This is a genomic window from Pseudomonas sp. URMO17WK12:I7 (assembly GCF_003269045.1).
GTDB lineage: Bacteria > Pseudomonadota > Gammaproteobacteria > Pseudomonadales > Pseudomonadaceae > Aquipseudomonas > Aquipseudomonas putida_J.
Window position 1 is genome coordinate 53,675 of sequence record NZ_QLTL01000007.1, and the last position, 12,733, is coordinate 66,407.

Genomic DNA, 12,733 nt, shown 5'->3' on the forward strand with positions numbered 1-12,733 from the left:
TCGACTTCAGACCAACTGAGTGTGAGGCCGCTATGCTGCCGATGCCGGCCATTCTGTTGTTGTTCCTGATCCTGTGGAACTCGACGGCCGGCGCCCTGACCCTGACAGACGAGGAAAAAACCTGGCTCACTGCCCACCCGCAGCTGAAGCTGGGCGTCGACGCCTCCTGGCCACCATTCGAATTTCGTGACCAGGAGGGCCGGTACCAGGGATTGGCCGCCGATTACATCGCGTTGCTCCAGGACCGCCTGGGAGTAACACTGAAGCCGGTCGAGCCCAGCAGCTGGACCGAAGTGCTGCAGCAAGCGCGCGAAGGCCGCATCGATTTGCTGCCCGGCATCATGTCCACCCCGCAACGCCAAGGCTACCTTGCGTTCACCCGCCCCTACCTCGATTTTCCGATTGTCATCCTGGCCCACGACGGCGGCCCGCAACCGCGCACGCTCAAGGACCTGTACGGGCTGAAGGTCGCCGTAGTCGAGAACTACGCCCCCCATGAACTGCTGCGCACTCACCACCCGGACCTCAACCTGGTGGCGATGCCCAATGTCAGCTCGACCCTGCAGGCACTGGCCACCGATGCGGTGGATGCCGTGGTCGGCGACCTCGCCTCGAGCATCTGGAGCCTGCGCCAGCTCAAGCTCGAAGGGCTGTACGTGAGCGGCGAAACGCCCTATCGCTATCAATTGGCAATGGCTGCGCCCCGTGACCAGCAAGTACTGATCGGCATTCTCGACAAGGTGATGGCCGACATGTCCAGCGATGAGATCAGCCATATCCAGCAACGCTGGGTCGGCAATGTGGTCGACCAGCGCAGCTTCTGGCATGACACCCTGGTCTATGGCCTGCCCGCCGTCCTGCTGCTGATTGCAATTCTCGCCGTGGTCATCCGCATCAATCGCCGGCTCAGTTCGGAAATTTCCCGGCGCATCGCCCTGGAACAGGAACTACGCAGCAGCGAATATCACTACCGCGGCCTGGTCGAAAGCCTGTCGGCAATCGCCTGGGAAGCCGACGCCAACGATTTCACCTACAGCTATGTCTCGCCGCACGCCGAAGACCTGCTGGGCTACCCACTGCACGACTGGCTCAAGCCCGGTTTCTGGCGCAGCATTCTGCACCCCGAGGATGCGCTCTGGGCCCAGGCCTTCTGCGAGAGTGAAACCGCCGCGGGGCGTGATCACAGCCTCGACTACCGGGTGATGCGCGCCGATGGCCAGCCGCTTTGGGTGCGCAACATCGTCAGCATGATCGAACACGGCCACCGCCCGGTGATGCGCGGCCTGATGATCGACATCAGCGAGACCAAGCGCACGGAAGACGCCCTGCGCCTGTCGGAGCAGAAATTCGCCTCGGTGTTCGAGCAGTGCCCGGACATTCTGTTGATCGCTCGGCACAGCGATGGCGTGCTGCTCGAAGTCAACGAGGCGTTCGAAGAGCAAATCGGCCTGACGCCCGGCGAAGTGATCGGCCGCACCGCCACCGAGCTCAACTTGTGGGGCATCGAAGGCATGGGCCCGAAACTGCTCGAACGCCTGCACCAAGGCGGCATCCGCAACCTGGAAATGACCTTCCGCCGCAGCAACGGCGAGCTGTTCACCGGCCTGACCTCAGCCGAAACCTTCGAACTCGACGGCACCCCGGCGCTGGTGGTGGCAGTACGCGATATCAGCCAGCTCAAGCAAACCCAGCAACAACTGCAAACCTCCGAGGAAAAGTTCGCCAAGGCCTTCCACGCCTCGCCTGACGGCTTGCTGCTGTCGCGTCAGAGCGATGGCCTGCTGCTGGAGGTCAATGAGGGCTTCTGCCGCCTGACCGGTTACGAGTTCAACACCCCTATCGACCAGACCTCATTCGACTTGGGGATCTGGGTCGACCTGAACGAACGCAAGCGCCTGATAGACCAGCTTGGCCGCGATGGTTTCGTGCGTGACTTCAGTTGCCACCTGCGCCGCAGCGACGGGCAGATTCGCCTCTGCGAGCTGTCGGCACGGCCACTGCCGATCGGTGGTGTGGACTGTATGCTGACCATCGCCCGCGACATTACCGAACGCCACCTGATGCAGGAAAAACTGCAACTGGCTGCCACCGTGTTCGAAAATACCGCCGAAGGGGTATTGATCACCGACACCGACCAGCGCATCAGCGCAGTTAACCGCGCCTTCAGCGAGATCACTGGCTACAGCGAGATCGAAGCGCTGGGCCAGACTCCGCGGCTGCTCGCCTCCGGTCAACATGACAGCGCCTTCTACGCCGCGATGTGGCATCAGCTCACCGCTGAAGGCCACTGGCAAGGCGAGATCTACAACAAGCGCAAGAATGGCGAGCTGTATCCGGGCTGGCTGACCATCAGCGCCGTGCGCAACAACGAACGTGACATCACCCACTTCGTCGCAGTATTCGCGGACATCTCCAGCCTCAAGCACGCCCAGGCCAAACTCGACTACCAGGCCCACCACGACCCGCTGACCGGCCTGCCCAACCGCGCCCTCTTCGAAAACCGGCTGCAGGCCGTGCTGACTTGCTCGCAGGTGTCCAACCGCCAGGGCGCCGTGCTGTTCCTCGACCTGGACCGTTTCAAACACATCAATGACAGCCTCGGCCACCCGGTCGGCGACCTGTTGCTCAAAGGCATCGCCCAGCGCCTCAAGGAGCAGGTGCGCGACGTCGACACCGTGGCCCGCCTGGGTGGCGACGAGTTCATCATCCTGCTGCCAGGCCTGCACAAGCCCAGCGATGCCCATGCCATCGCCAACAAATTGCTGGCCTGCTTCATCGCCCCGTTCCAGGCCGGCGAACACGAGTTCTTCACCAGCGCCAGTATCGGCATCAGCCTCTACCCACAAGATGGCACCGACGTCGCCACGCTGATCCGTAACGCCGACGCCGCCATGTACCGCTCCAAGGCCAAAGGCCGCAACCGCGTGGAGGCCTACACCCGTGACCTGACCGTGCAGGCCAGCGAACGCATCGCCATGGAGCACGAACTGCGCCGGGCCATCGAGCGTAACGAGATGAGCCTGAGCTTCCAGCCCAAGCTGAGCCTCAAGACCCAGACCTTGGTCGGCGCCGAAGCGCTGATTCGCTGGAGCCATCCGACATTCGGCGAGGTGCCGCCCGAGCACTTCATTCACCTGGCCGAAGAAAACGGCAGCATTCTCCAGCTGGGCGACTGGGTGCTGGAACAGGCTTGCCAGCAGATGCATCGCTGGAAAAAGGTCTACCAAGCCTTTGGCCCGCTTTCGATCAACCTGGCGGGCGCGCAGCTGCGCCAGCCGAATCTCGCCAAGCGTATCGAGCATCTGTTGAAGGTCTACCAGCTGAAAGCGGGTGACTTGCAGCTGGAGATCACAGAAAACTTCATCATGAGCCAGGCCGAGGAAGCCCTGGCCGTGCTGCACCAACTCAAGCACCTGGGCGTACAGCTGGCAATCGACGACTTCGGCACAGGCTACTCGTCGCTGAGCTACCTCAAGCGCCTGCCGCTGGACATACTCAAGATCGACAAGTCGTTCATCCGTGGCCTGCCGGATGACCCGCACGACGCCGCCATCGCCCGTGCCATCATTGCACTGGGGCGCAGCATGCAGCTGACGATTATCGCCGAGGGTGTAGAGAACCAGGCACAGCAGCGTTTCCTTGCAGCCGAGGGCTGCGAGCAAATTCAGGGGTACATCGTGAGCCTGCCATTGCCGCCTGATGAGTTCGCGGCGGCGTTTCTTCGTATAGCACTGTCCGATCTTTCGGATGGCACGCTTTCAAAACCCTCGTTATAATCCGCGCACTTACTGAGGGCCTATAGCTCAGTCGGTTAGAGCAGAGGACTCATAATCCTTTGGTCCACGGTTCGAGTCCGTGTGGGCCCACCAACCTAGAAGCCGCGTATTACGCGGCTTTCGGCTTTTTGGGTTTGTGGCAGCCGGATCAGTCCTATGGTCCGAAGGTACAAATTAGGTACAGTGCGGCTTCGCTTGCACGCCTTTGGAGTCCTTCAGATGGCCACAATCGTCAAAACCCCTGCCGGCACCTGGAAGGCCGTTATCCGCAAGACCGGATGGCCGACCAACGCCAAAACCTTCCGCACCAAACGCGACGCCGAGGATTGGTCGCGGCGCACCGAAGATGAAATGGTGCGGGGTGTCTATATCCAGCGCAGCGGGTCCGAGCGACTGACACTCGAAAATGCGCTGCAGCGATATATGCGCGAAGTCAGCCCTACCAAAAAGCCCACCACGCAGAAGGCCGAGGCGACCAAGGCTCAGCAGTTGATAAAGCACCTGGGCAAATACTCGCTGGCGGCTCTGTCATCCGAGGTTATAGCCAACTATCGCGATACACGCCTGGGCTCCCTGACCAACCGCGGCCAACCCACCAGCAATAACACCGTGCGGCTAGAGCTTGCCCTCCTCAGCCACCTATTCACTGTCGCAATTCAGGAATGGGGCCTCGGACTCACATACAACCCTGTGCTCAACATTCGGAAACCGAGCCCAGGTGAAGGCCGAAATCGTCGGCTTACAGCAGACGAGGAACGTCGCTTGCTGAAAGAGGTAAACAAGCACAGCAACCCTATGCTCGGATGGATCGTCAGCATCGCCTTGGAAACGGGTATGCGGTCGTCTGAAATCACAGGGCTACGTCGGCATCAGGTCGATGTCAAAAAGCGCGTAGCACGTCTTCTGGTAACGAAGAACGACAGCGCCCGGACTGTGCCACTTAGCAAGCTCGCTGCAGCAACATTCCAAGCAGCGCTTCAAAACCCTGTGCGCCCCATCGATTGCGATTTGATCTTTTTTGGTGAACCTGGAAAGGACGGAAAGCGGCGCCCTTATGCCTTCACCAAAATCTGGGGATTGCTCAAATCTAAGCTGGGCATGCCAGATTTCCGCTTCCACGACCTCCGCCATGAGGCTGTCAGCCGATTAGTTGAAGGTGGGCTTTCAGACCAAGAGGTTTCTACCATCAGCGGCCACAAGTCAATGCAGATGTTGAAACGATATACGCATCTTCGCGCGGAGGACCTAGTGGTGAGGCTCGATAGCTTGAAAGCTAAAAAATAATTTCTATTAAATATTCTCCGACGATAGATTTCAGGAAAACACCTATATACGTTAGCTTTCCACACCCGCCAACTAACCAAAACTATATATTTTGGCAATCACAGACTAACAAAGTCTTTAATCCAAACTAATACGCCTTGGTCGAAAACCGAGGCGTAGCCATTTGACGACTGCGCATCATTACCCAAAGATACGCCTAACTATTAGCAGCTATGGTTGATTGACAATGACGACCGAACAATATTTGCTTGAGCGCTTTGGCCCACTAATGAGCATCGTAGACATTGCCGCGATATTAGGCCGATCTCCAGAAGGCGTTAGAGTCGCCCTTTACTCAAACACCGAAATTTCTAAAAGACTCAAACCTACGATGCTCAAGATCGGCCGGCGAGTTTACTTCCGCACCCTCCAAGTCAAGGAGGTATTGTCGCTCGACGGAGAGCGTGGAAGTGCAATCCCATGAGCACGGATCAAACCTTCAAAGTCAAAAGGCCGCCCTACTGCATTGTTCCAGCAAGCGTCCTAACCGAGAGCAGGCTGAGCTGGCGCGCGCGTGTGGTCTTGTCTTGGATGCTGGGTCAGAACGAAGGCTGGGAGCTTAGAGTCGGCCACATACGTGGAAAATTTGGCCTCAGCGAGCAGCAATGGAGCGCTACAAGCAAAGAGCTACGGGCGCTAGGCTACTTCAAGCAGGAGCGATTCCAGAATGAATCAGGGAAGATCATCTGGGAGAATTTTGTCACGTATACCCCCAGTGAACCATCCCCCCAAAAACCAGGGGATGGTCGATCATGCCATGGTGAGCCACTGCCCGGGAAACCATCCCCTGGCCCCAAGGGGGATATACCAATAAAAAGAGAAAACAATACAAACCATACCAATATAAAAGAAACTAGAACAAAACCTAACACCAGCGAGATTTCACCGAAGCATACGCTCACATGGCCAACACTGGCCGCCACAGAGCGGAGCCTCATTGAGCCATTATTGATAGATGTGGACCAACAAGCCGCTCAGATGCTTCTTGATGAGCTAGCAGGCAACCTGGAAGCAGGTAGAGTTAAAGCACCTAACAGATGGTTTAAAGCAGTTCTCAAACGCTACAGGGAAGGTAAGTTCTCACCCACGATTGCACGCGCCATGGCAAATAAGCAGAATTCTTCATTGCCGGACCAGCCGCCCAAAACGAAGCGGGTAATTAAGACGAGATCGGTTGCGGATGCAAACATCTCCGGCATGCCAAAGCACATAGCCGCAGTTCTGAATAGAAAATATCAGCAGCCACAAGCGTAGGAGCGGAGCGCTGTGAAACCTCGCCTTCATTCGCCGTTCATCTCCGCGCTCCGCTTGGGCAACCCCTTCGGTTGCATCCCGCGTCCTATCCTTGCCGGACGGGCGGCAGGGGCAGGTCCGGCGGCTTCGCCTTGTTCCTCCCCCTGTCGCTAGGCTTGGTCGCTTACAGCTGCATCAAGGGTACGGCTAAGCCCATCATCCTCACCCGTTCGGTGCTCGCCCTCCGGGCTGCGCTCCGCTGCGGCTTGCGGTGATGCCCTTGACCCAGCTTCCAGCTATTCGTGAATGCTGGCTGAAACAAATTCGGTCAGAGTGAGCTTCCCGTCCACAAAAGCTTGAGCGCGTCGCTTTTCTTCAGCGCTCAATACAAAGCCCTCGAGCCCGATTGACGCGCAAGCATACTCGACAGCCTTCCGACGCCGCTCCCGCTCAGCACTCGTGATGATGATGCTCTCCGAAGTATTCACGGGCTTCCCCTCGTGTCGGTGACTAAAGCAAGACAATTTCAGCGCTGAACAGATAAACGAGGGTCAAGGGCGTCACCGGAGGCCGCAGCCCGTGAAACGGGACCGGGCGAGGATGACGGCGAAGCGCACCCTTGACGCTGCGCCCCCCAATCCTATTTGCGGGGCTGCTGGGTGTTTTTCCCAGCAGCCCCTGCTACCGGCGAGGGCGGGAAGTCCAGAGGGGCAGAGCCCCTTTGGGCAAGCCCGCCAGGGCGCGCAGCAGGGTCCACGGCACTGATACCCGCTAACTACCAACTTTCCCTCCTCTCGCCCTACCCCAGTTCTTGCCCAGGTTCTGCATCACATGCTGCCGGTAGGCTGGGTTCCAAACACTGTTTCCCGCGATCACATGATTCACACCTCTTGCAGTGGTCATCATGCCCGACTGAAGGTCACGGCGCGTTGACATCGGATTGACTGTGTTGAAGACAGCTTTGGCTGGATTTAACGCAGCCTGAGCCATCTGCCGCAATGTGATCGCACTGGACGACAATCCACCTGCAAGCTGGCCTCCTAAAGAGTAAGCCTGATAAACCATATAGAGCACGACCCCACTCAACGCGAGGATCTCCAGCACGTCGGTCGCTGGACCGCTTCCAGCAGTGGGCTGCACATCAGCAAGCATTGTCGAAAAAAACTTCATCCCCAGCGTAAGCACTGACGTGATCGCTGCGCATTGGATGATGTAGGTCATCACTTGGGCGAACCATTGATCGAACCACTTGCTGGTCATCTGGCCGAACAGCAGCAGTGCAATGAAGAGCGGTCCGCACCCCAGCAAAAATGCCAACAGCACCTTGGCTGTAATGATCATCGCTCCAGCGGGTACCGTCATCAGGAATGTTGCAAAGAGCATCGTCCCAGCGATGAGCCAGTCATAAAGAATCATGCCTATCTCGGTCATCCCACGCCGTCCTGCACGAGCAATGAGATCGGAAAAGATATCCATGCCGTCGGTCATAGCTCTATCAATCACCTGATAGACCGATTTCGCAGCTACACCGTCGCCGTTTGGCGAAAATGCATCTGCCAGGCCAACCTCCAGGCCGTGAATCGCGTCCACCACCCAACCAAGGTACGTATCAGCATTGAGTGCCAATGCGCCGACGAATACCCACTTCAGCATCAACTTGAAGAGATGTGGAAGGGGATGCTCGATGAATCCACCGACTGACAAAAGGCCTAGGATCATGAAGAACAGACCACCGCCGACAACGAACAAGCCCGAGAAATCATCAATGACACTATGTGCCATGAGCTGAACGTAGCTGTTCAACACCGCGTCGACTGAACCTCCTATCCATTCGAAGATATTCGACCCCATAGTCACTGCCCCTCCAAATTCAGCAACTCACGCTTCCGATAGCCACGCTGATCGAGCTGCTGCTCATTCCTGGCTTGCTTGGCATTAACGCAGTTCGGCGTAAGGGCCAGAGTCCCGGCATTTCGCTCGCACTCTGATATACGGATATCCCTCTCCGAGCTGTGGGCTTTGTACCAATCGACAGAATGGACCGGTTCATCCGCCCCGCAGCCCGTGAGCAGAAACAAAACGACAATTGAGAAACGAGAGGCTGTCATTTCCGGCCCTCCCGATTCCGATCCGCCCGATTCACTTCACGAGTCAGCACATGCTCCGCCTCCGTGCGGAATTCCCCAGCAAATTTCAGCGAATAGGCCAGCTCAGCAGCGTTGATAATCTGAAGTGCTGCAAGCGTTCTCAACGCGCTTTCCCTTGTCCCTGCCCAACTACCCGCGATGCGGTATTCAGACCTCGAAATCAATAGCGACGAACCCAGTGCACATGCGAATGAGATCAAAACGGCGAGCGTTGACGAGATTGGTCCAGTTGCTCGGGGCGGCACTATCTGCAACCAATCGGCAAGCGCTAATACACAAGGCACGATCGCGGCCGACGCCGCCAGGAGATCGCTCTGGATCAACTCAGGTGCACGTCTTGACACCTCTTTCAAAGCCCCGAACCGGCCAATGCAAATCCAGAATCGTCGTAAGGAAGTGAGGATGAAGAAGCACACGACCAAGGGGAGGATATGAGCGTACGAGATCATTTCAGTTGCTCCCCAGGTTCAGCAATTCGCGATTCTTGTAGCCTCTCTTGTCGAGCACCTGGGCATTCAGTTCCCGTTGCCGCTGCTCCTGAATCTTGCCCTCGGCCTCAGCGACCATTTGGAACATCTGCAATTTGGTCTGCTCGTTCTGGATCATCGCTTGCTCTGCAGCGATGCGACCCTGCAGCTCTGCGATCCCTTTGGGATCTTGCGTTTGATTGATCTGCCCCATGAGCTGGTCAATCTGACGCAGTCGGGCTTCGGCCTGGTCATAGGCCTCCAGAGCAAACGCCTTATCCTGTGACGGCTTCACCGCCTGTGCTCGGCAAGCATCGCGCTGCTGATCCTGAACCAGGCTTTCGCAGGCATCGAACACCTTGTTGTCCGAATAGATCGAACCAGCACGGCTATTCAGGCCTGAATAGCCGCCACGCTTCACTGCGTCATACACAGCCTGCCAATCTTGGGGCAGATACTCTCGCAGCTGCGGATCATCAAATACTCGACCGAGCCCACGCGACCCCGTGAGCGCGCCGTACTGCTGCTTCATCTGATCAATCTGGGATGTCATCTGCTGAACCTGTTGGGCCCAGCGAGTCGTGTTAGATGTGAACTCTGCAACAGTCATGGGGGAATCCGTCACTTGGGTAGTAACGGTTACAGGGATTTGCGCGTATCCCTGCTGCGAGCCCAGCATCAACGCGAGCGTTGTCGCGAAACTAAATGGTTGGAAGCCTTTGAAGGCGAAACGCTTGAACAGATCCATAGTCACCTCTCCATTGGACATGGTGAACACTGGGCCGTCTGTCCGGCCTGTCGATCTGTTTAGGAATCGCACCCGGCACGGTTGTACCGTTCTTGGGGTGACTATGCGCCAGTCTTACCCGGTGTAGGCCCTGTTTTTTAGGGGCCGCGCCCATAATGCAATAAGCATCAGCGAGGCGGTTACAGCGTTCACAGAATTAACCAAAGCACTACACTTTGGCGATACATATTATCTCACTTTGGATCAATATATAAAAGCGCCATACGTCCCAATTCTTCGTCATGACGAAATCCCGATTGCTATGAAGTACTACTGCAGGATAGGCTAACCGCCGGTAAAACGTCATACATCACGGATGTCACTTTGTTTGCTAGCACAGACAGGGCCCATGCTATGAATACTGAGAAAAGATCACCGATTCTGAGTGTCCGTCTAGGACCTGAGCTTAAAACTCGCTGGGAAAACTATTGCGAAGAGCTAGGCCGAGCCCCTAGCTCCGCAATCAGAGAGGCTGTCGAGCGACAACTTAAGGCTGTTGATGAACCTCTTGCACCTAAAACCTATCGCCAGATCGAGAACGAACAAGAAATAAAACAGCGCTTTGAAATCCTGCTGACCACTTCCGAGAAAAAATCAATAAAAGAGCGGGCGCATATTGAGCGGTGCTCAATGCGTCGCTGGATTATTGATGCCATCCGCGCTGGACTTACGCACGAACCCCAGTTTGGGATGTCTGAAATTGACGCACTAGGTGAGTCCAATTATCAGTTGTTGGCCTTAGGCCGCAACCTTAACCAGATTGCCCGGCGATTGAATGAGGGGAATTACGAGCCTGTCACTGTTCAGAGAATCGAGGCACTAAGCCGGATCATCGACAAGCACACTGACCTGGTTAGCTCAGCCATTCGTGCGAGCTTGGAGCGATGGAGCCTCAAGTGACCTAGCCTGACCTAGGTTCATCCGCGCTTTCGCCACCAGCCGAACGGAACCAGGCACCTCCTCGGCCCCAACACCCAGCGGTAGCCGCCGTAAGCCAAAACTCACGGAGCATTACGAGGTCCAATCGGCGCAGACTGCCTGTGCAGATCGACTCAGAAATTCCCCGCTGCGTGTGAATGGTCTAGAATTGCTTACCGCTTTGAAATCCTAGGCAAGCGGTCTGCGGAGGCATCGTGTCACCTAATGCATCACAACTCTCAGCGCTTTCACGGCTGTTTTCCCCAGGTGTTTTCCGGGAAATTTCGCGGAAAGGGCAGTCGGCGCTGTTTTCTCGGCTATTTTCGCAAACGGGCATTGACTTGGTGTCACACCACACGGTGGCTGATGGCTTCGATGCAGCCTTTGCGATTCTCCGGAGGTCTGGGTGTCGCGACGAGTATGTCTATCGTGCAGCATTAACACAGAACGTCTTGCTCGGTACTCACTCCTTAAATAGTGCAAGCATGTTGACAGAGTTTCGTGCTGGTGCCTGCAAAGCCGATTTGGCTATTCTAAACGGAACAGCAACTGTCTATGAGATCAAATCTGAACGAGATTCGCTCGCACGCCTAGAAAATCAGATCAAAAATTATCGGAAAGTCTTTGCCAAGATATATGTTATCGCAGGTGAAGCGCATGTAAACAGCGTATTGGAAAATACACCTCCCGATATCGGAGTGATGTGCTTAAATCGCAGAAACCAGATTTCAAAACTTCGCGTAGCAGTTGATAAGTCGGAGAGTGTATGTCCTGTCACAATCTTCGAATCTCTGCGTTCCGATGAAGCTCGCTCTATTTTAACCGACCTTGGATTGGTAGTTCCTGACGTACCAAATACCATTTTACGCAGTGCAATGCGTGACTTTTACGCACAACTTGCACCAGCAGAAGTTCATAAGGCTATGGTCAGCACCCTGAAACAGACGCGTAGCCTCGCTCCTCTTAGTGGATTTATTCAGCAGCTGCCTCTATCACTGCGCCCAATAGCTCTATCAGTACAGCTACGGAGCAAAGATCAACAGCAGCGCTTTATCAACGCAGTAAATCTTCCTCTAGCTCAAGCCATGGACTGGAAATAATCTGAATGTACTACCCATATTTTCGTGGAAAACAGTTCGAACTAATTTCTATTCGTGAAAATGCACCTCTTATGGCTGCTTCAAATTTTGCACCCATAGTCGAGCCAGTCCGAGAGGCGCTAAGTGGTTTAGACAGAGCTATAAAAGCTGTATGCGAAGCGAAGGGCAAAGCAATAGTGATCGTCAATCCCTATCATGGTGATCACCGGGAGAATGGGGCAGGCATAACTGAATTTGTACGAGGATATATCGATAACCCATCAATTGGAGCGGGGATTCTACTCCGTCAAGATATGGGGATAGCTGAGGCGATGCAGCTTTGCGAGCGTCATCACCAACACCAATTAAACTTTATCCACGCTGGATTCACGCACGGAAAGGAGTTGGCGCACGAGCTGGGAGAGACTCCCACTACAGCGCGACATATTTTCAATGAAAACTTCTGCCCCAAAACATATCGGAAACATTTCAGCGGAAGTGAGCGTATTCTTCTCCGAGATGGCTTCAAGCGCCGTCGAAATAGAGACTATCCACCGGTAGAACTATTTTCAGACCTTAACGTGACCTTCCAAGATGAAGGCATGAACGCTTTCGGAGATTTTTCGATCGTTGGAGATGACTACTCGGAGTCCGGCGGGCCAGCTTATGCGGTAGCAATCCATTTAACATTCATTGATCCCGACCAAGATGATGCAATGTTTATATATCACTTTGTATCCACTAGCCAAGACACTCCTACCGATCCAGCGGGAAAATTTGCTGAAGCGCTTGACAAACTAATCGACAAGCTGAATTCCGGAACCTCTAATTTATACGAGACTAATGCTTTGCAAGAGCTTCGTTCGCTGCATAGCAAAGGGCATTTCCCAGGACTAGGCTATTTAAAGAAAATCTCACTAAATCACCATATCGAGACCGTAGCCAAATTTTTTAGCTGAGAATAATATGCCAGCCCATTGCTGCCCAGAATGTTTTGGTGACC

The 12,733-nt window shown here is 55.4% G+C and carries 11 protein-coding genes and 1 tRNA gene; 7 read left to right on the forward strand and 5 right to left on the reverse strand.

Annotated elements, in window-relative coordinates; translation table 11 throughout:
- Positions 1 to 32 precede the first annotated feature (32 nt).
- From H040_RS11180 to H040_RS27270, 4 genes are all read left to right on the forward strand, one after another.
- Positions 33 to 3,776: an EAL domain-containing protein gene (locus tag H040_RS11180; protein WP_081784238.1), complete on the forward strand. Its 3,744-nt coding sequence runs from the start codon at positions 33 to 35 to the stop codon at positions 3,774 to 3,776.
- Positions 3,777 to 3,792: 16 nt separating this feature from the next.
- Positions 3,793 to 3,869 (forward strand) — tRNA-Ile (locus H040_RS11185).
- A gap of 126 nt (positions 3,870 to 3,995) precedes the next feature.
- Positions 3,996 to 5,060, forward strand: a complete 1,065-nt coding sequence (locus H040_RS11190; protein WP_027917477.1) for a tyrosine-type recombinase/integrase — start codon at positions 3,996 to 3,998, stop codon at positions 5,058 to 5,060.
- Positions 5,061 to 5,519: 459 nt separating this feature from the next.
- A complete protein-coding gene (locus tag H040_RS27270) occupies positions 5,520 to 6,353 on the forward strand; it encodes a hypothetical protein (protein WP_143512529.1) in 834 nt (277 codons plus the stop codon).
- A gap of 275 nt (positions 6,354 to 6,628) precedes the next feature.
- Here H040_RS27270 and H040_RS11200 read toward each other — a convergent pair whose 3' ends face one another.
- The 5 genes from H040_RS11200 to virB5 form a co-directional block, all read right to left on the reverse strand.
- Positions 6,629 to 6,820, reverse strand: a complete 192-nt coding sequence (locus H040_RS11200; RefSeq protein WP_027917478.1) for an antitoxin VbhA family protein — start codon at positions 6,818 to 6,820, stop codon at positions 6,629 to 6,631.
- A 283-nt stretch (positions 6,821 to 7,103) separates the two neighbouring features.
- A complete protein-coding gene (locus H040_RS11205; protein ID WP_256208032.1) occupies positions 7,104 to 8,138 on the reverse strand; it encodes a type IV secretion system protein in 1,035 nt (344 codons plus the stop codon).
- Between the two features lie 47 nt (positions 8,139 to 8,185).
- Entirely contained in the window at positions 8,186 to 8,440 is a 255-nt protein-coding gene (locus tag H040_RS11210) for an EexN family lipoprotein (RefSeq protein WP_027917480.1), read from the reverse strand.
- Positions 8,437 to 8,928 (reverse strand): hypothetical protein, encoded by a 492-nt coding sequence (locus H040_RS11215; protein WP_027917481.1) that lies wholly within the window; start codon positions 8,926 to 8,928, stop codon positions 8,437 to 8,439. Before H040_RS11215 ends, H040_RS11210 begins: the two co-directional genes overlap by 4 nt.
- Position 8,929: 1 nt before the next feature.
- Positions 8,930 to 9,694, reverse strand: a complete 765-nt coding sequence (virB5, locus tag H040_RS11220) for a P-type DNA transfer protein VirB5 (protein ID WP_027917482.1) — start codon at positions 9,692 to 9,694, stop codon at positions 8,930 to 8,932.
- 393 nt (positions 9,695 to 10,087) lie between these two features.
- On the opposite strand from virB5, the gene mobC reads away from it, so the two are divergent.
- The 3 genes from mobC (at position 10,088) to H040_RS11235 (ending at position 12,689) form a co-directional block, all read left to right on the forward strand.
- Positions 10,088 to 10,633: a plasmid mobilization relaxosome protein MobC gene (mobC, locus tag H040_RS11225; protein ID WP_027917483.1), complete on the forward strand. Its 546-nt coding sequence runs from the start codon at positions 10,088 to 10,090 to the stop codon at positions 10,631 to 10,633.
- Between the two features lie 233 nt (positions 10,634 to 10,866).
- Complete coding sequence (locus tag H040_RS11230) at positions 10,867 to 11,751, forward strand: sce7726 family protein (protein ID WP_081784239.1); 885 nt, start codon at positions 10,867 to 10,869, stop codon at positions 11,749 to 11,751.
- 5 nt (positions 11,752 to 11,756) lie between these two features.
- Positions 11,757 to 12,689, forward strand: a complete 933-nt coding sequence (locus H040_RS11235) for a sce7725 family protein (RefSeq protein ID WP_081784240.1) — start codon at positions 11,757 to 11,759, stop codon at positions 12,687 to 12,689.
- Positions 12,690 to 12,733 lie beyond the last annotated feature (44 nt).